Annotated in this window: 16 protein-coding genes; 2 read left to right on the forward strand and 14 right to left on the reverse strand. The window is 58.0% G+C overall.

Annotation, left to right across the window (positions count from 1 at the left end; genetic code table 11):
* Positions 1-15: 15 nt before the first annotated feature.
* From ACSSVY_RS19845 to tssA, 14 genes are all read right to left on the reverse strand, one after another.
* A complete protein-coding gene (locus tag ACSSVY_RS19845) occupies positions 16-303 on the reverse strand; it encodes a hypothetical protein (protein ID WP_454271550.1) in 288 nt (95 codons plus the stop codon).
* Positions 300-4,010, reverse strand: coding sequence for a type VI secretion system contractile sheath small subunit (gene tssB, locus ACSSVY_RS19850; RefSeq protein WP_454271552.1), 3,711 nt, complete (start codon positions 4,008-4,010; stop codon positions 300-302). Before tssB (ACSSVY_RS19850) ends, ACSSVY_RS19845 begins: the two co-directional genes overlap by 4 nt.
* On the reverse strand, positions 4,007-4,927 hold the full coding sequence (locus ACSSVY_RS19855) for an ion transporter (protein WP_454271553.1): 921 nt from the start codon (positions 4,925-4,927) through the stop codon (positions 4,007-4,009). The genes tssB (ACSSVY_RS19850) and ACSSVY_RS19855 overlap by 4 nt, the downstream gene beginning before the upstream one ends.
* Positions 4,927-5,940 (reverse strand): hypothetical protein, encoded by a 1,014-nt coding sequence (locus tag ACSSVY_RS19860; RefSeq protein WP_454271554.1) that lies wholly within the window; start codon positions 5,938-5,940, stop codon positions 4,927-4,929. The genes ACSSVY_RS19855 and ACSSVY_RS19860 overlap by 1 nt, the downstream gene beginning before the upstream one ends.
* 51 nt (positions 5,941-5,991) lie before the next feature.
* Complete coding sequence (locus ACSSVY_RS19865; protein ID WP_454271556.1) at positions 5,992-7,239, reverse strand: hypothetical protein; 1,248 nt, start codon at positions 7,237-7,239, stop codon at positions 5,992-5,994.
* Positions 7,240-7,272: 33 nt separating this feature from the next.
* Positions 7,273-10,008 carry a type VI secretion system ATPase TssH gene (gene tssH / locus ACSSVY_RS19870; protein WP_454271558.1) on the reverse strand — a complete coding sequence of 912 codons (2,736 nt, stop codon included), beginning with the start codon at positions 10,006-10,008 and terminating at the stop codon, positions 7,273-7,275.
* 1 nt (position 10,009) lies between these two features.
* Positions 10,010-11,056 (reverse strand): type VI secretion system baseplate subunit TssG, encoded by a 1,047-nt coding sequence (tssG, locus tag ACSSVY_RS19875; protein WP_454271560.1) that lies wholly within the window; start codon positions 11,054-11,056, stop codon positions 10,010-10,012.
* The gene (gene tssF, locus ACSSVY_RS19880) at positions 11,020-12,897 is read right to left on the reverse strand and encodes a type VI secretion system baseplate subunit TssF (protein WP_454271562.1); all 1,878 of its coding nucleotides are present in this window, start codon (positions 12,895-12,897) and stop codon (positions 11,020-11,022) included. The genes tssG and tssF overlap by 37 nt, the downstream gene beginning before the upstream one ends.
* A gap of 6 nt (positions 12,898-12,903) precedes the next feature.
* Entirely contained in the window at positions 12,904-13,401 is a 498-nt protein-coding gene (gene tssE, locus ACSSVY_RS19885; RefSeq protein WP_454271564.1) for a type VI secretion system baseplate subunit TssE, read from the reverse strand.
* On the reverse strand, positions 13,394-14,212 hold the full coding sequence (locus tag ACSSVY_RS19890) for a type VI secretion system accessory protein TagJ (RefSeq protein ID WP_454271566.1): 819 nt from the start codon (positions 14,210-14,212) through the stop codon (positions 13,394-13,396). Before ACSSVY_RS19890 ends, tssE begins: the two co-directional genes overlap by 8 nt.
* An 81-nt stretch (positions 14,213-14,293) precedes the next feature.
* A complete protein-coding gene (locus tag ACSSVY_RS19895) occupies positions 14,294-14,815 on the reverse strand; it encodes a type VI secretion system tube protein Hcp (RefSeq protein ID WP_454271568.1) in 522 nt (173 codons plus the stop codon).
* Between the two features lie 64 nt (positions 14,816-14,879).
* Positions 14,880-16,373, reverse strand: a complete 1,494-nt coding sequence (gene tssC, locus ACSSVY_RS19900) for a type VI secretion system contractile sheath large subunit (protein ID WP_009815964.1) — start codon at positions 16,371-16,373, stop codon at positions 14,880-14,882.
* Between the two features lie 3 nt (positions 16,374-16,376).
* The gene (tssB, locus tag ACSSVY_RS19905) at positions 16,377-16,892 is read right to left on the reverse strand and encodes a type VI secretion system contractile sheath small subunit (RefSeq protein ID WP_040650290.1); all 516 of its coding nucleotides are present in this window, start codon (positions 16,890-16,892) and stop codon (positions 16,377-16,379) included.
* 70 nt (positions 16,893-16,962) lie between these two features.
* On the reverse strand, positions 16,963-17,985 hold the full coding sequence (gene tssA, locus ACSSVY_RS19910; RefSeq protein ID WP_454271570.1) for a type VI secretion system protein TssA: 1,023 nt from the start codon (positions 17,983-17,985) through the stop codon (positions 16,963-16,965).
* A gap of 220 nt (positions 17,986-18,205) precedes the next feature.
* Here tssA and ACSSVY_RS19915 point away from each other — a divergent pair, with 220 nt between their 5' ends.
* Both ACSSVY_RS19915 and ACSSVY_RS19920 read left to right on the forward strand, forming a co-directional pair.
* The gene (locus ACSSVY_RS19915; RefSeq protein ID WP_454271572.1) at positions 18,206-18,646 is read left to right on the forward strand and encodes a hypothetical protein; all 441 of its coding nucleotides are present in this window, start codon (positions 18,206-18,208) and stop codon (positions 18,644-18,646) included.
* Positions 18,647-19,273 (forward strand): MotA/TolQ/ExbB proton channel family protein, encoded by a 627-nt coding sequence (locus ACSSVY_RS19920; RefSeq protein ID WP_454271574.1) that lies wholly within the window; start codon positions 18,647-18,649, stop codon positions 19,271-19,273.
* Positions 19,274-19,301: the final 28 nt, after the last annotated feature.

Genomic DNA, 19,301 nt, shown 5'->3' on the forward strand with positions numbered 1-19,301 from the left:
GCCCAAAGTGGGGCGCTATGCTTCCGTTTCTATCAGACTGCTGGTTTCGCGCAGTCGGTTGATGATGCCGGGGTGAATGCCCCACAACGCGCCAACATTGAACTGGTCCCCCAACAAGCGTTTCGATTCAAAAATGTCCTCAAAATAGACGCAAAGGATAGGCTTGGGAAACTCACCATCTGCGAGCAGGATCTGGTCCAGATACGTATCGCCCTTCAACAGGTAATACGACTTTCGCGCGATCGCTACGATAATGATCGGCGGCTCTTCGGGTTCGGGTGGCCCAAGCAACGCATTCATCATAATCCCTCCAGCATGGCGGCGAGCTCCGGATCCATATCACCGTCATTGCCTGTGTCGTCCCCAGCGTCAGCTCCGATATGGTCGAATCCCGCAAGTAAATCGTCAAGCGAGTAATCTTCTGACTCCTCTAAAACCGGCAGTTCCATTTCTATATCCCCTGCCGGTGCATCCGGAGCGGCGCGCGGTGCCGGTATCGCTCCCGACCAAGGGCCCGAGATCTCTTCACCGTCGAGCGCGCGGAACGACCCAAGCCTGATTTCGTCGCGGCCCTTGACCCAGATCACGGGCATGAAGCCCCGAGCCAAGGTATGCTGCGCCAGATCAGTCGTCAGGTTCCGTTCGGTACAGGGAAGTGCCACCTGGTCGCCAAACCGGTCCGTGACGAAATGAAACGGAATGTCCCCCAGCGACATGAAACTGCCCAAATCCATCGCTGCACCGTCTTTCTTGTACGTCGCAGCCAACAAAATGGCCACCAAAACCGCCGGGTTCGCCCACAACATGCCTTTCAGCCCCTCAACCTGACTGAATTCTTCAAACGCAAAGGAGTCGATGGGGTCAGTTTTCCCACCGTAGGGTCGGCGCAAAAGGAAACGTGGCGAAGCTAGTCCCAGATAGGCAGCCTCGCGACGCGCACGCAGATTGTCCCATGACTTCGCCACCAGAGGGTGGCGGTCCTGCTTGTCCACATCCAGATATGCGGGGGTGACGGCGGTAAAAAATGGTGCGTCCACATGGGCTGCGACCTGGCCGATCCGGGCCAGTAACTCCGCATGGGGGGGCGTTTCTTCGAATGTGTAAAGCCCGAACAGCGCCGAAAATCCGCCAGCGCCGTCCTCGGGATCCAAAACGTCTGTAAGCAGCCGGAAGATACCGCTTTCTGCCAGATCCTCTGACGCCGCGAGATCGGCGGCAAGTTCTTCGGCTGAGACATCATAGAGAACGATCTGCAGATCGCTGTTCGTCTCGATCCGACGCGCCAGCAGGTCGAGTGAACGCCACTGCGCCTCCACCGCCTGAAAATCCGGATGGTGCAGCACCAGCCGCATCGCCGTGCTCAGCGCCTGATCTACCGCGTCTGCAAGCGCCCCGGCCCCGGCATCGGGTGCCTTGACGACATGCGGGCCTACAATCTGTGCGATCAGGTCATCCGCCGGTCCCGTCTTGGACAACCTGCCGGACGTGTCGCCGATCAGCGACTGGAAATCACTCAGCTTCATATGCGCCGGGATCGATGTGGCCCCGGACCGCTTGGGCAGACGGATAGGCGTGGCATAAGCCTCTGACCAGTCCTTAAGCCGCTGGGCCGCTTTGTCGACCATTGAGCCCATGCCAAGTTGCTGGCGGAGCCCAGAAATCTCGCCGAAAATCCCGAGCTGTTCGTAAATTGCATCTGGGTGCAAATCATCTATCTCGGACAGTTCTACCGAGACACTGCCGCCATTCTTACCGATGGGTAGACTCAGAGTAGTGGCAAAGCCTTCGATCACCTCGTCCAGAGTATCGACATCCAGAATGACGGGCTGGCGCGCTGCCATCGCATCGCCGGTTTCGATGGCACCGCGTGCCGCACGGCCGGTGAAGTCGCCGAAGAAGGCCATCCTGAACCCGTTCCGGTTCAACGCATCGCGTTCGGGCCGCGCGGAGCTAATGGTGCCGAACGGCGACTTCGGCGGCGGGCTATCCGCTGTCGCATTGCCTAAGTCTGTCCGGGGATGGTCCTCCGCATCCCCATCCAGATCTGCCAACATGGCGTCCAGATTGTCCAGCTCGTTATCTGCAACCGTCGGAGGAGTTTCTGCTACAGCTAAGACTTCCAGATCGTCGAGCAAATCGTCCAGAGTATCCGATACTTCACCTGCGGTCTCATCATGCCCCGGCTCCGCAAATTCCATCCCTGCCGACAGCCCATCAAGATCGTTAGCCGTTGACTCGTCTTCGTTACCTGCCTCAGCCTGCATCAGAAAGCCTTCCAGGTCATCGGTCTTGGTAGCCATTATTTCCGCATCCGCAGAGCCTTCCAGGTCGGATAGAAGGTCAGCAAGATCGTCCGACACCTCTGTATCAATCAGATCCGGCTCTGGCGTCTCCATATCTGCCAGCAAAACGCCAAGGCCGTCGGGTGTGGCGGGGACTGAACCCTCGCCCGAAGAGCCGCCAAAGTCGGACAGCAAAGCGTCGAAGTCATCCAGATCTTGCACTTGCGCGTCCATGTTTTCGGCAACTGCCTCAGGCTCCGCCAGCAACGCATCAAGATCGTTGTTGTCGGTGGGCGTCGTCGCCTCCACGGCCGAGCTCTCCAGAACGGCCAACATATCATCGAGATCGTCCAACGCCATTGCAGGGTCCGCCATGTCGGTCGCGGCAAGGATGTCGTCGGGTGAAAGCACATTGGGGGCGGGATCCGTGTTGTAGCGAAGGCCCGCGAGAATGTCCGGCGTGTCCTCTTTGACCTCGGTTTCGGGGGTCGCCTTGATCCCTGAAAGTACCGCATCGGACGACGGCGTCGACATCTCATCTATTTCGGGCAGTTCAAGCGCATCGAGGATGTCGTCGATCACATCCTCCTGTGCGGCCGATGCGACGGAGGCGATCCCAGACAGCACATTGCCGGTGTCGTTTCCTGCGGTCTCACGCTCTACTATGGGTTCTATGGCCGAGAAGATACTATCGAGATCGTCTTCCGGCGCCATCTCAGCCACCCGATCGATGGCAGAAAGTACGTCCACCGCACTGTCTTCTCTAACCTCTTTCGCAACGGTTGCAGGCGCAATGCCCGACAACACGGCAACGGTCTGAGACTCCGGTTCCGTCTCCGGCACGCGGGCGATGGCGGACAGAATATCGTTGCTGGTCGCTTGCAGCGGCGGTGCATCTTCCGCGTTGCCTGCAAGGGCCGATAACACGTCTGCCGTCAGATCCATATCCTCCGGCGTTTCGATCCGGGTAATGCCGGACAAAACATCGCCGGCGGTGTCCGTCTCAGACGTTTGAGTCATCTCAGCCACACGCAATCCGGTCAATGCTGCCGATACGTCGTCCTGCTCTTCCGGCTCGGGCGCAGGCCCCAGGGAGTTGAGCGCATCCATCACGGATGTGTCCGGCGGTACCGCCGCCGGGGCCTGCGCCGCCAAATTCGCCAGGGTGTCGTCAGGGGTGTCTTCGGGTGCATCCAATGCAGAAATCGGCGCCCGCAGCGACTCAAGCACGGCATGCCTGTCGTCCGCCGATGTCCCGGTGCCAGTCAGCGCCTGCAACAGACCGGGCTGCGCGAGCAGCTGCTCGATCAGAGCCTCTGCACCGGCCTTGCCGTCCATATAAGCCATCAGATCTGTCAGCTGCCTACGCGCCTCCAGCAGCGGGCGAAGCGGATCGAACCTCTCGGCAATTCCTTGCGGCGTGAAATCGGACATCTTTTTGAAAGTCAGATCGACCGCGAGCGATCCCTCACCGGTTAGGCTGTTCGGCACGCTAAATTGTGCCCTAGGTGCCATCGCCTGCATCCGGTCATCGAAATTGTCGACGTCGATTTCCAGAAAGCTGCGATCAGCCACGGGAGGTTGCTCCGACGTGCCCGACAGATCCGACAGCACGCCCATTACAAAGGGAAGTTGTACCTTCTTCTCGGCACCGTAAAGCTCCACGTCATATTCGATCTGCACCCGCGGCGCGCGGTTGCGTGCGATAAATTTCTGACTGTCGCTCATTCCTCACCTCCACGCGCCTTGCGCAGTTCATCCCGCAACGCTCGGATTTCCTCGTGCAAAGCGTTCACCTGCTCGCCGACTTGATCGGTCTCTTTGCGCACCAAAGTGCGCAGCGTCTCGAACTCCGCCTCGGTCTCCTCTTCCACCGCTGATTGCATTGTGTTGACCAGCAGACCGATAAACAGATTGAGGACTGAAAAAGCGGTGATCACGATAAAGGGCACAAAAAAGGCCCAAGCCATCGGATAGACCTCCATTACCGGTCGAACAATTCCCATCGACCAGCTTTCCAGAGTCATGATTTGGAATAGAGAATACAGACTTCGCCCTAGCGTACCAAACCATTCGTCAAACGAGTTGCCGTACATGATCGTCGCCATCACAGCAAAGACGTAGAACACGATCGAGATCATGATGATGACTGCACCCATGCCTGGCAGCGCATCCAACAAAGCCTGAACCACCGCGCGCATCTGCGGAATCACCGACAACAGGCGCATCGCGCGGATCACCCGCAGCCCACGCAGCGCCGACATGCTGTCGGTCTGCGGCAATAGTCCGATGCTCACCACGCAGAAATCGAAGATGTTCCACGAATTTCGAAAGAACTTCAGCCCGTAGGCATAGAGCTTGATCAGCAACTCCAACACGAAGATGACCAGCACCACCCTGTCAATCGTATACAGTAAATCACCAACATGTGCCTGCATATAGTCCGATGTGCTCAACCCCAGGGTGATAGCGTTAAAGATGATGACGCCCATGATGAAAGTCTGCACCGAGGGCCGCTCGACGAACCTGCGCAATCGGGCGCGGAAGTAGGGATCCCGCTCCTTACCCAAAGTCGTTCCATCACATGTCCCCTCGACGGCGCCGGGCACCTCAGACTGCTCATGGATCGACGCGTGGCCCGACATTACTTTACCTTTCTAGCCGCTTCGTTGAATTTCTTGCTGACAATCTTGACTGACTTTACCGCATCAGCCACCGCCTTGTCCTTGTTCTTATGTTCGTTGCCGAAACGCGTCGCCCAGTTCTTGGCCGCGGAACCAGTCGACTTTCCGCCCTTGACGAACGCAATTGTCTCGTCAAGGGCTTTCTCATAGGTGTCGATAGTGCCAGACAGCTTGACCAGCGACGCATTAACCTTGCCCGACTTCGAGATCATCTTACCGATGTCCTGCAACGCCGGGTCGGCTTTGGTGTCGGTCGCCATCTTCGCACCCTTGGTCAGCAGGAAATTGGCCACGTCCTTGGTGGACTTGGCAGTGCCGTCGTACTCCTTCCTGACTTTGTCCAGAGTTGCGGCGGACTTCTTGAACGCCTCTTGCGCTGCCTCATCGCCTGACTTCTCAATCTCCACGCCAAGCGTGTAGACGGCTTTCACTACCTGGCTGGTCAGTTTCGAGAACATGCCAGACGTGTTGAGCGTATCGAATTTCTTCAGCGCTTCCTTGCCCGCAGCCAGTGCATTCTTGTTGTCACCCTTGTCGCTCTCGACTTCCTCGAGCGCGACCGAAACCTTGTCCTCTATCTGACCGGATATTTTCTTGAACAGCTTTTTTACCTGCGCCTCGGCATCATTGAGCGCCTTCTTCTCGTCTGGCGTCTCGTCCTTGTCGTTGCGCTGGAATTTGGCCTTCTTGCGCTCTTTGGGTCGGGCATTCAGGATATCCTTTTCCAACGTACCCAGAACGGTCGCGAAAAGTGACAGCTCATAGCGGGCGACGGCATAGATTCCGTCCTCGATCACTTTCTTCTTCCACTTTCGCGGATCAAGCTCCATCGTCCGCTTGAAAGTCAGATCGGTCACCGCACTCTCGGCGCCGGGCCGCGCCCGGAACCAGTCAGGGGGCTTCTTGGTCTTAGTCTCTCCGAACGGATTGATCTTGCGCTCGACGCTGATCTTGGTCTTTCCAACATCTGCCATTGTGCTCACATCCTCTTTATAGGGGCTTGCCTAATTGGGCAGAACCACAAATCAGGCCACGTCGAAGAAAGTGCCGTCGATGGCCTTACTGCTGATCTTATCAAAGGCATAACCGCCCACCGCGCCACCTAGGCCCATGCCGAGATCCTTGGCCGTCGTCGCGACCGAATTTCCATCAATGGGGGCTAGGGCCAGCGAGGCGAACTTGAGTCCCTCACGAAACACTTTAAGCGCCCTCGGGTCCTTCATCGACAGTTGCTTGACCCTGATCTTGAGCGTCTTGACCGGCACCTTCCACTTGACCGTTTCGCCATACATCTTCTGCACATCGCCGATCGCATCCATGACTTTGACGTAATTGGCCCCCAGCGCATCATCGAGCTGTTTTTCGATCACCTTGCGCTGCGCAGTCTTGTTGGGTGCGGGGTGGCTCTTCAACCGATTATCCACATCTCTCATGAACTCTTTTTTCATCTTGTCCTGTTGCGCGAGGATTTTGTTTAGCACCTTGCTCAGCTCATGCACCTTGACCACGATCTGCGCGTATTTGGCGCTCAGCGTGTCAGCGGCTCCCTCAGTGGACTTGATCGTGGGCTGCGATATGCCGACGAATTCGTTAAAGACCGCGCCTGATATCTCGTTCGCCGCATAAACCCCAGACTTCTTTGCTGCCGTTTCCACAACCTTGAGGTTCAGCTCGACCACCTTCTTGGCGGCATCAATGGAAATTGCAATCTTGCCGATCTCGGTCGCCAGAGTGACGCCGGACTTTAGGAAACCGATGATGCCCAGTGCGGCTCCGGCCCCACCCGAGAAAGGCGAGGTCGCCATCGCCGCAATCGACACCGCCAGCCCCGCAAGTGTGCCCACGATGGTGGTGGCGATCTTGATTCTGAACTTCGACCATTCCTTCCTTTTCTTCAGCAGGCTGGCCCAAGCCTTTGCGACTTGGATCTCCGCCGCTTTCTCGGCCACCTTGACGTCGTTCTTTATCGCATTGTTCAACCCGTCGAGCTGCTTTTTCAGATCGGACTTGCTTGCCCCTATGGAGACCATCTCAAGGAAACCCTTGTCGAACACCTTGCATTTCTGTTCGATCGTCTTGACCGTCTGGTCATAGACCTCCATCGCCGCATTCTGGAATTCTTGGATCAACAGCGGGTCCTTCTCCGCCCCCTTCTCCATCTTGTTGTCCAGTTCAACCACTACCTTGAAGTTAAGCGCAGGGGGTTTTACCATCCTAAGCCCCGAGACACTGATCTCGACGTTCTTCTTATCCATTACTATATGCTTGGTCATGAGCCGTCCTCCATGCTCACTGCGTCCTGAGGATCAATCGAAGCCGTAGATGAATTTGCCGTCAACAACGTCGATGGCTACCTTATCAACCTTGTTGCCCTCCATCATCCGGCGCAGGAACTCGGCCGAGATTTCAGGCAGCATTGTGTTGGTCACGATCGCGTCGATCATCCGACCTCCGCTCTCCAGTTCCTGACACCGGTTAACGATCTCCTCCACCACCGCATCGGAATACTCGAACGGCACACCATGCGCCGCCGTCACACGCTTTTTGATCCGATCCAATTGAAGCTTGGTGATTTCCGCGATCATGTGCGGGCTTAGCGGGTAATAGGGGATCGCCACCAAACGCCCCAGCAGCGCTGGGGGGAACACCTTGAGCAGAGGCTCGCGCAGGGCCTTGGCCATGCCTTCTGGTTCTGGCAACAACTCGGGGTCCGAACACAGATCCATGATCAGCTCGGTGCCCGCGTTAGATGTCAGCAAGATCAGCGTGTTTTTGAAGTCGATCACGCGGCCTTCGCCGTCCTCCATCACACCCTTGTCAAAGACCTGGAAGAATATCTCGTGCACGTCGGGATGTGCCTTCTCGACTTCATCCAACAGCACCACCGAATAAGGCTTGCGCCGCACGGCCTCGGTCAACACTCCACCCTCGCCATAGCCGACATAGCCCGGAGGCGCGCCTTTTAGCGACGACACAGTATGCGCCTCCTGATACTCCGACATATTGATGGTGATCACATTCTGTTCGCCGCCATATAGAACCTCGGCCAGCGCCAGCGCGGTTTCGGTCTTGCCGACGCCGCTGGTGCCCGCCAGCAAGAACACCCCGATCGGCTTGCTGGGATTGTCGAGTCCGGCACGGCTGGTCTGGATTCGCTTGGCGATCATCTTCATCGCGTGATCCTGACCGATGACCCGGCGCGCCAGATGTTGCTCCAGATTGAGGATTGTCTCGATCTCATCCTTGAGCATGCGTCCCACCGGAATGCCGGTCCAGTCGCCGACGACACTCGCAACCGCCTGATGGTCCACGATGGGCAGGATCAGGGGGCTGTCGCCCTGCTGCGCCACCAACTCCGCGTTCTTTGCCCTGAGCAGCGCCATCATCTCGGCGCGTTTCACGTCGCTCATTGGCGTGAGGTTCGCCTCTCCCAACGCGGCCTGCGTCGCCGCTTCGCCCTCTGGCGTTTCGGTTTCCTCCACCGGATGACCCGTACCCCGCAACTGCGCGCGCAGGTCGATGATCTCGGCCACCAAGGCCTTTTCGGCGTCCCAGTTGGCATTCAAACCGGTCAACCGCGCCTCTTCCTCCTGTTTGGCTGCTGTCACTGCAGCGCGGCGTTCGTCCACATCGAAGCCGGCGCTTTCATCGCGCGCGATGATGTCCAGCTCCGTGCTCAGCGCCTCGATGCGGCGGCGACTGTCATCGACCTGCGCGGGCACCGCATGCTGACTGACAGCGACCCGCGCACAGGCGGTGTCGAGCAGGCTGACCGACTTGTCCGGCAATTGCCGCGCTGGAATATATCGCGCGGACAAGGTCACCGCGGCCTCGATCCCCTCGTCCAGAACTTGCACATTGTGGTGCTTTTCCAACATCCCGGCGATACCACGCATCATCATGATCGCCTTTGGGATGCTCGGCTCTTCGACGTGAACGACCTGGAAGCGGCGGGTCAGCGCCGGGTCCTTTTCAATGTATTTCTTGTACTCGGCCCAGGTCGTCGCCCCAATGGTCCGCAGCGTGCCCCGCGCCAGCGCCGGCTTTAGCAGGTTTGCAGCGTCGCCGGTTCCGGCAGCTCCGCCCGCTCCCACAAGCGTATGGGTCTCATCCACGAACATCACGATGGGCGTGGGAGAATCCTGCACCTCGTCGATCACCTGCCGCAGCCGGTTCTCAAATTCGCCTTTCATGCTGGCACCCGCCTGCAACAGGCCGACATCCAACACCAAAAGCCGCACATCCTTTAGCGCCGGTGGCACATCGCCCCGTGCGATGCGCAATGCGAAACCCTCGACCACGGCGGTTTTGCCCACCCCCGCCTCGCCGGTCAGGATCGGGTTATTCTGCCGCCGCCGCATCAACACGTCGACAATCTGCCTGATCTCCTCGTCCCGGCCCACGATCGGGTCGATGTCGCCATTGCGCGCCTGTTCGGTAAGGTCGGTACAGAACTGGTCCAGCGCCTCCTGCTTGCCCATCTGCGAGGGTGCCATCGCGCCGGACGCCTCGCCCGGCTCGGCGCCGCCGCCGGTGACCGACCCGTCCTGCGGGCGCATCCGGTCTTCAGGCGAGCCGTCAGTTATCTTGTGGAAGTTATCGGCCAGCTCGTTGGATTTAACCCCGGCGAGCGTCGGTGACATACTGACAAGGATGTTGAGCAGGTTTGGCGTTTCCAACATTCCGAGCAGGATGTGCCCAGTCCGCACCTGGTTCGAGGAATACAGAAGCGACCCCCAGACCCAGGCCCGTTCCATCGCATCCTCCAGATGCGACGACAGATCCGATACCGAGCTTGCCCCGCGCGGCAAGTTGTCCAGCGCCTTGGTGATCTCGGTCGCGATCTTGCCCATGTCCAGATTGAAATGGTCAATGATCCGGTGCAGGTCACTGTCCTGGTTGTTCAGGATCTGGTGGATCCAATGCACAATCTCGACATAAGGGTTGCCGCGCATCTTGCAGAACACCGTCGCCCCTTCGATAGCCCTGTACCCAAGGCTGTTCAGCTTGCCGAACAGCGCAACGCGGCTGATTTCCGTCATTTCATGTCCTTCCTGTCATTGTCGCCAGATGTATCTGGGCGTTCGGCTCCAGAAACAGGCTATCGGCATCTTTCTTGATCTTGTTCTCTCCGATCCAGCTGGTCTGACCCAGCCGCACCGTCTCGCCCAGCTTGGCGCGCGGTATTTCGTCGGCGCGCAGCACGAGATTCACATCCCAGTCCATCGCATCACCCGCGTAATTGCGCACGATGGCGCGCAGCCGCGGCAGAGACTCGCCGCCCGGCAGTAAGCGAATGTAATCGGATAGACTCAGTGGCCCCAGTCGCAGCCGGAACTTAGCCGAACGTGTCCAGACCCGCTCTCCAATCGAGGTTGTGCGCCCCAGCGCCGCTGGCACTCCCATTCGCCAGCGGTCATCTGGCTCCAGATACAGCCAGCAGCCGACAAACTCCTGCACCTGGACCTTGGTGCCAAAGAACGCCTCGACGATTGACCGCAAGCCCTCGGCGTTCTTCGGCCCTTGCGCGAGCAGCCCGGCAAAATGACGCTTGGCCAAGTCTGGCAGGTCGTCCGATTTGCGTAAATGGGTGCCGTGATAACCCGCTATGGCGGCGATCTTTCGTTCAATCCCGTCGTTGTTGCCGCGGTCGAAGCTCGGCGCGGGTTGTCCAGAACGCCAGGCACGGTAAAGCAATGTCATCAGCCGATGAGTCAGGATGTTCGCAAATTCCACGAAGGTCGGATCTCGATGATGGCGCAGCCGGGCGCGGGCATGTTCCGTCAAGTGCAGCGGTAGCGGCCCTTGCGGGCCGAACAGGCCGAAGAAGCGGTTGGTCAAACGCCCCGGCTTGCCGCCACGGGGCGGCGTGAACTCGGCCACAGTCGAAGGCGGAAACGACAGCTCAGCCTCTTGACCAAAACGCACCTTGTCCTCACGCGGGCGGCGCGCCTCCCCGAATCGGGGCGCGTCCGGAAACGCCGCTTCCAGTATCCGGAAAGCATGGAATATATGATGTTTTTCAGGGTCCTGACTCAGCCGCTCCAGATGCGTCAGAGGATTCGTCCCAGACCTGTCCGGGGGCGCCATCGGGTAATCTCTCCGCGCTGCTGGGTGACAAGCACCGTTTCTGTGAAACTGTTAATAGACACATACTTACGAAAAAACCGCTCAAGCACGGCGCCCAACAAATAGACGCTGGTGCCTTCAAAAAAACTTTCGTCGAAGGTGATGGAAATCTCCAAACCGCGTACTGCCGTAGACAGTACCTCGTCCGACATGCGCCGCACGATGGGCCGGGTCGACACGCCAGTCAGCCCTTCAAGTTGCTTTTCAAGGACTTTGTTGCCCGACGGCGCGTATATTCCAATCAACTCACGCAGGGTCGCACCGCCGTCGTCCTTGCCGGTTTCGGCGATAGACAAATAGTTGAGGCTCAGATGCGAAATCAGACGCCACGCCGTATCCCCTTGGGCCAGTGTCGGGCGCGGGCGCGTTGGGCTGACCGGCGTGGTGACATGCACCACCGGTCCGCCTTCGGGCAGGTGGAAAACGTCCTTTGATCCAGTCGGCAACAATAACGGTAGGTCGCGGTTCGTGACCATCGCCTGAACCGCCAGTTGATCCAGGCTGGCCGAAAACGGGGCCTGCGAGCTGTCCACAAGTGAAAGATACAGCTCGGATCCCAGATAGGATGTTCGCACTCCCTTGAGCCGCTCACGTTCGGCACGTTGCCGCATCTTGCGTGACTGCGTGTAATAGGCCGTGTGCCGCTCTCCAGCGGCGGTCAGGTCGTCAGCAGAATAGAATGGGCGGAACGGGACGTCCTGATCGCCCTCCCCCGAAATCCCGGCCACGCTCTCAATCGAGAATATCTCGAAATCGAGCGGCGCGGTACGATCAGCGACAACATGGTGATCAACGTCCGCCCCCGATACATGAACCCTATCGCAGCGCTTGTGGAACAGGTTGATTGCCGGCGTCGCATGCAGTGTGAATGCCTCGGGCGTTACACCGGACGCAATGTCCGGCGCGCCATCTCGCAAGAGGATATAAATGTCAACTTCGTGCCCCTTGGCGCGGCCGATGGCCATGCTCAGCCCCTGCAACTCCACAAAATGGAACCGCTCCGGCATCGCAAAATACTCCTGCAACAGGCGGTAGCCGTCGAATGACCGCTGCGGCGTGGGCAACAGCGCCTCTTCGGGTTCGTAGCCGCGCGGCACCACGCGACCGTTCGGCAGTTCGGCGATCCAATCGTTCCGCCGGTCGGTGGACCGGCCCACCATTCCCGTTACCTGCGTGCCGAGAAGCTCGTGCAGCTCCCAGTTCTTTCCCTCCTGGCCGTTTAGGAACAGAACCAAATTGTCCAGCGACAGATCGGCAATCGGCAGCTTGCCAAACCTGCTCAGCCGCAGCCTTATTCCCGCTCGCGCCTCGGTATCGCGCGATATGCCTGCCGCAGCAAGCTCCCCGCGACCGTCGATATATTCAGCTTGCGTGATGGTGATCGGCCACAGCGTCACATCGCTGGAGCTGCGAAAGACGCAGGGAGTGTGGTCATCCTCACCGAGGGTGCTGCGCATGACGGAATGGCGCGGAATCAAATAACCATCGGCAAGTGCGGCGTTCTGCATGTCGGGCTCGAATGCGGCCACCATCATCGAGGGTAACGGCGCTAAGTAGTGCGGATAGATGATTTCCAATAGATGCGAGGTCAGCGTCGGATATTGCAGTTCCAACTCCAGATGAACACGCGCAGACAAGAATGCAACGCCCTCAAGCAACCGTTCCACGTAGGGATCGACAACTTCGACACCGTCCATACCCAGCCGGGCCGCGATCTTGGGGAAAGCTTCCGCGAACTCGGCGCCCATATCGCGCATGAAGGCCAGTTCACCTTCGTAATGTTTCAACAGGCGTGTATCCATGGGAGGTCAGGCGATCCTTTCCAACTCAAGCTCTCCAGTCGTCACATCAACTTGGCTGCGCAGGTAAAGCTCCATTGGCATAGGTTGAGCCCACATGTCGGCGCGTATATCGAATGTCACGATACTGTCGCCGCTTTCTTGGCCGACGCGCAGCGCGACCGCGACGGAATCGGGATGTATCCGGGTCTCGAAGGTGCGTATTGCGCCAACGATGGATTTGCGGATCAGCTCCGCACGCTCGGCAGTGGAATAATCACCAGCCACTTCGCGGATACCGAAATTCAGCACGGATCGCGCCACATTGGGATATTTGCCCGCGTCGATCATGGTGCTGTTGTCCGAAGTATTCAGCAGCCAAGCCAGATCGCGCTGAATGATCTCGCGCAACTTGCGCAGGTCAATCACTCGATCCTCGCGCCGCTCGGTCTTTTCCGACGGTCCCTGATCAGTCAGCCGGTCCAGAAGCGACGGTTGTAGACGTTCGGATATCGTCCGGTCAGACATCTGCAAGCTCCCCGGCATCGCTCACTGGGTCCATCTCGAGCAGACGTAGATCCATCAACGCAGTGTCTCCTAGATCCGTGGTTATCAACCGCTGGCCAAGTCCCGCAAAGGTGTCGTGACCGAGATCGACCCATTCCGTCGCACGCGCTAGTTTTATAGCTGCTCCGTCGGCGGCAACGGTCCCGGCATAGCGGGTCGGAATCAGGGCGACGAATTCTCCTCCGTTGGTCAAGGTGATCGTACAGGGCGTCCAGACCACATCACGCAAATCTGCAGGGTCTTCGAATTCAGCCTTTGAGATCGACGTGAACGGCATCCAGTAATATTTACCGTTCACGATGATCTCCAGTAGTGGGCCAAGCCGCATGTCGGCATCCGCGACCCACGCGAACGACTGCCCATCAACCTTACCCGATACCGTCGGCGCGGCGTCGAATGCGCGCGCCCGGATCTCGGCAGCCTTGCCCGTATTGCCTGCGGCAGTTGCCTTCAACGCTTCGACGATCAGTGCCGTCCATTCCTGCGGTTCGCCAAAAATTAGCGGTGCCTTCTCGCCCGCAAACACCTTCTCGCGGTACACTTCGCAAATGATGGCTTCGCGGTAAGTTTGCGCCATAGGTGTAGCGGTCGGATCCAGTTCAGCCGAGATTTTGAGCTGCGCAATCGCGCGCTTCCAGTCACCGCGCACACAAAGAAGCTGAAAAAGGAAAATGCGCAGCGCGGGATTAGCTGCATCTCCGCGCACGGCTTCTTGCAACGCGACAAGCGCTCCATCCAGATCACCGGTTTCTAACAGATCCTCGGCTATCATCGCGTTCTCCCTGGAAAATAACCTAGTAAAGGCTGGCTCGATTGTGGGCCAGCCTTTACGCATTTCTGCAAGGCAAAAGGGTCACACGGTAAGCTCGGCCTTGTTCTTGACGCGGCTCCACATCGCATCGCTGTGCTTTTTCATCGTACCTTTGATGTCCTGCTGGCTGTATTCGACTTTCATCGCGCCATATTGCATGACCAGGGTCTCTTCACAGATGTCGTCGCCGTCCGAACCCGACCAGCTAATGTCTTGGATCATAACAAGTTTGAAGTCGAACTTCAGGAAGGTCGCGCCAGATTTACCAGCAGTGCCACCCGAGCGGCGCAGCACGATGTGAACGTCCTGAATGTGGCCACCTTCGCAAAGGCGGGTAAACAAGCCGCAGGACGCCGTGTCTGTCTTCTTTGTGACAGTCAATTCCTTGAACGTGGCCTTACCAGCCCCACCACCGGACGAAATAGACCCAATGTTGATGTTGTTCTCGGCCCCGATTTCGAAACTTAGGATTTCGAAGGCCTTTTCTTTGGCCATATCATCATCTTGAGTTTCACCTTGGAGCTTGGATTCACCGGGCATGTACATAAATGCGTCGAATGACATTTTTGGTTTTCCTCATTGTTGGTGCTTCTAAGAAATTAGATTGCCGAGAGAAGCAGTGATAACGTCAGGCCTTTTCGCTCGGCAGCTTCGAAACCAATCGAAGGGAAACAGACAGGCCCTCCAACTGATAGTGCGGTCGAAGAAAGAACTTCGACGTATAGTACCCGGGGTTACCCTCCACTTCCTCAATCACAACTTCTGCCGCAGCAAGGGGATGCTGCGCCTTTACGGATTCGGGTGAGCTTTCCGGATTGAAATCAACATACTGGTTAATCCATTTCTGCAGCCATTCCTGCATATCGTCGCGACTTTTGTAGCTGCCCACCTTGTCCCGCACGATGCATTTGAGGTAATGGGCAAAGCGGCAAGTGGCGAACAAATACGGCAGCCTCGCCGCTAGGTTTGCGTTTGCAGTCGCGTCGTCGTCGTCGTACTCTGCTGGCTTGTGCAGCGACTGCGCCCCGATAAAGGCCGCAAGGTCAGAATTCTTGCGGTGGATCAGGGGCATCATGCCGTTTTTGGCAAGCTCGCCCTCGCGCCGATCGGAGATTGCGATTTCAGTCGGACATTTCTGATCTACACCGCCATCATCGGTCGGAAAGGTATGCGAAGGCAGATTGGTCAGCGCACCGCCACTTTCGATGCCTCGAATACGGCTGCACCATCCGTATTCCTTGAACGAACGGTTGATGTTGACCGCCATGCCGTAGGCAGCGTTGACCCAACCGTATTTGGTGCTGTCGGACCCGTCCGTGTCCTCCTCGAAGGCAAAATCCTCGACGGGGTCAGTTTTTGCACCATATGGCAGTCGGCCCAAGAAACGCGGCATAGCGAGACCCACATACTTGGAATCCTCACTTTCGCGCAGGGATCGCCACGACGCATATTCTGGCGTCTGGAAGATCTTGGTCAGGTCGCGCGGATTGGCCAACTCGGACCAGCTATCCATCTGGAAGAGCGTTGGATTGGCACCGGTGATTAGCGGCGCATGCGCGGCAGCGGCGATCTTGGACATCTCGCCGAGCAGCTCCACGTCGGGCGGGCTGTGGTCGAAATGGTAATCTGCCACCAGCGCGCCGAAAGGCTCGCCGCCGAACTGGCCGAATTCCTCTTCGTAAACCTTCTTGAAGATCGGCGACTGGTCCCATGCGGTGCCCTTGAACTTGCGCAGGGTCTTGTGCATGTCCTTCTTCGAGATGTTCATCACCCGGATCTTTAGCATCTCGTCGGTCTCGGTGTTGTTGACGAGATAATGGAGACCGCGCCAGGCGCTTTCAAGTTGCTGAAAATCGGCGTGGTGCAGGATCAGGTTGACCTGTTCGGTCAATTTCTTGTCGATCTGCGCGACGATGCTTTCAATGGTTCGCAGCGCGTCGTCCGAAACCAAGCTAGTGTTGGCCAACGCCTGTTCCGCAAGGGTCTTGACCGCCTGTTCGACCGCCGTCTTTGCTTGATCGGACTTGGGGCGGAACTCCTTTTTCAGCAAATTCTCGAAATCGGACGAACCAAAAGCCGTAGATTTGGCGCCGCCTGCTGCTTCTGTTTCTGTCTCGGCCATCTGTTACTCCTGGTCCGTGCTGTCGGTTTTGGGGGCTGGCTGAGCGGCAAGGGTCTTGAGCAGAGCCGGATCCTGCATGATCTTTGCGATCAGGTCCTCGGCACCGGACTTGCCGTCCATATAGGTCATCAGGTTACTCAGCTGCATGCGAGCATCCAGCAATTCTTTTAGGGGTTCGACCTTGGCAGCAATTGCCGCAGGGCTGAAATCGTTCATGCTGTCAAAGGTGATATCGACCGCCATGTTTCCTTCACCAGTCAGCGTGTTGGGCACCGTGAACGCCGCACGCGGCGCCATCGACTTCATCCGGTCGTCGAAATTATCGACGTCGATCTCAAGGAACTTCCGGTCTGCCACAACAGGCTGCGCGACCTCGGACTTGCCGGCCAGATCGGACATTACGCCCATAACAAAAGGCAGCTGCACCTTCTTCTCGGAACCGTAAAGCTCCACATCATATTCGATCTGCACGCGAGGCGCGCGGTTGCGGGCTATGAATTTCTGTGAACTTCCGGCCATCGCCTTTATCTCCTTCAAATCTCGTTATGGTTGGACTGTATCGCCTTGGAATTGTAGCGTCATCAAATCATCACTCATCTTGCTCGATTCCGCCAATCATGTTGACATGTTCCAGCCCTGTTGGCGCCATGTCCCGCATGATCGTTAGGAAATCCGCATTTACCAGCTTCTTGGCGCGCCTCAGAAGAATCGGCAGTGGGCTCGACGGTTCCTTGCGCTCGTAATAGCTGATGATACGGTCGAGTGCGTTTTCCACGTCAACGGGTGAATTGATGGCCCCGCTACCTCCGCTAGCGGTACGCGCTTCGGGGACTGTGTCAGCTAGATCGTTATCGGCCGCATCCAATTCTGCATCCACCGGTTCGCCGATGGCATTGCGCAGATGTTTATTGATCTTTTTGAGGAGCTTCAGCACTGGATCAAGATCCGGACCCTGCCCGGGCGTCTGCGTGTCGAAGATGTCGCTGATCGCTGTCACGTCCGCCATCGCCGTTGCGGCCGCCTCCGCAATTCGTCGCAGAGTGTCCTCGTCCGTGTCTTGGAACGCGGCAGCAATGGCGGAGGCGTCGGGCACATTTTCCATGTCGGCAGGCCGCGTTATATCGCCATCGGCCACTGCAATATGGCGCAGTGAAATCATTCCAAACGTCCGACTTGCTGTCAGCGGCGCCTTGCGCAGTCCCCGCAGTATGCGGTCGTCATCGGCTAAAGCCAGAACCGCATTCACCCGCATTGTAGGATCGTCATCGTCCTCCGCATCAAGCTGCGGATGACACGTCTCCCAGTAATCCTCGAGGCAACGGCGGATATAGGTAGTTCCGTCAGAAAATCCTGGCAATCCGTTCAGCCGCAGCTGCGCTTCCGCCAGAAAAACCCCCGCCCGCAAATCGTGGCTACGTGCGATTATCGCAAGCGCCAGCCTTGACACTTCCTTGTAGTCAGGATCGTCACCTGGAACGAACTCATTCCCGACCTGCTTCTCCTCGCCGGGCGTCGCCGCGATCTCCATCTCGGTGAATTCAGGATCGTATTCAAGGTCTTCGCCGCTGGGAGGATATTCTCCATGCTCCTGAAGAAGCGCATCAACATCCATAGAATTTCCTTAAGGACAGGCGTGTTGGTCGTGGCTCGGCGAAAATGCGCCATAACTTGGAAGCTGGTTTATCCGAGCTAACTTTAGCATAATTTCTATATTTGGCTAGGAAAACTCTCATTACGTCGACGGACGGATTTAGCTGCCGCTTGAGCTTGTCTTGACCCGCAGGCGGTAAAGCGATTTCATCGGGGGTGCAGACCCTCGAAAAGGAACTCCCATGCCCCGGTTCACCAGATTTACAGCGCGCTGCGCCACGGCTTTCACCGTTGCCGCGACCGTCTTGCCAATGCCCGCCACCGCGCAGGAGCGAGGTCTTACCGTTGAGCTGAACAAGTTCGAACCTGCGGAAGACGGTGGCTGCCGAGCCTTCTTTCTTTTCCGCAACGAAACCGGCATGGCGTTCGACGGCTTCGCGATGTCTCTTGCCATTCTCGATGGTCAGGGCGTGATCGACAGGCTGCTGAACATCGACGCGGCTCCGTTGCCGGTCGCGCGCACCACCCTTAAACTTTTCGAGATCCCGCAGATCGCCTGCAGCGACATCTCGGAAATCCTGCTGCATGCCATCGACAGCTGCCAACCGCAAAACGAGGACAACATCGATTGCTTTCCTCTCGTCAAGTTGGTCAGCCGCACCACCGCACCGCTGGTGAAATGAATGAACGCGGCCCTGTCCATAGTCGGCACCGGCGGACCGATAATCGTAATTCTGGCACTGATGTCGCTGCTGTCCGTCGCCCTGATCGTGGTCAAGGTATTGCAACTGGCGCACGTCCGGTCGGTCGGCACGGCACGGCACGATGCGCTCGAAAACTGGTCCAAGGGAGACCGCGAGGCAGCCATCGCCAACCTCGCAAAAGGCACCTCCCCCGCCGACCGCATCCTGCATTATGCACTGAACGCGGCGCTGCGAAAAATGCCCCGTAAGCCGCTTGAGGCCGAACTTGTGCGCCGTGGCAATGCAGAGGTCGAGGTGATGTCCCGCCACATCCGACTGCTAGAGCTCGTGGCAATGGTGTCGCCGCTGCTGGGGCTGCTGGGCACCGTGCTGGGAATGATCCAGTCCTTTCAAGAACTCGAGCTGGCGCAAGGCGCGGCCAATGCATCAGTGCTGGCAGGCGGCATCTGGCAGGCGCTTCTGACCACCGCTGCGGGCCTTGTTGTGGCGATTCCGGCGGCCATTGCCGCGACCCTGCTGACCACCCGCGTTGACGCAGCCGCCCACGACATTGAATCCGCCGCAGGTGAATTCTTCCTGCTGGAGGACACCGGGACGGTACCTTGATGGCGGCCACCTCTCACCTTGGAGCTCT

The organism is Roseovarius sp. MBR-51 (assembly GCF_053628575.1).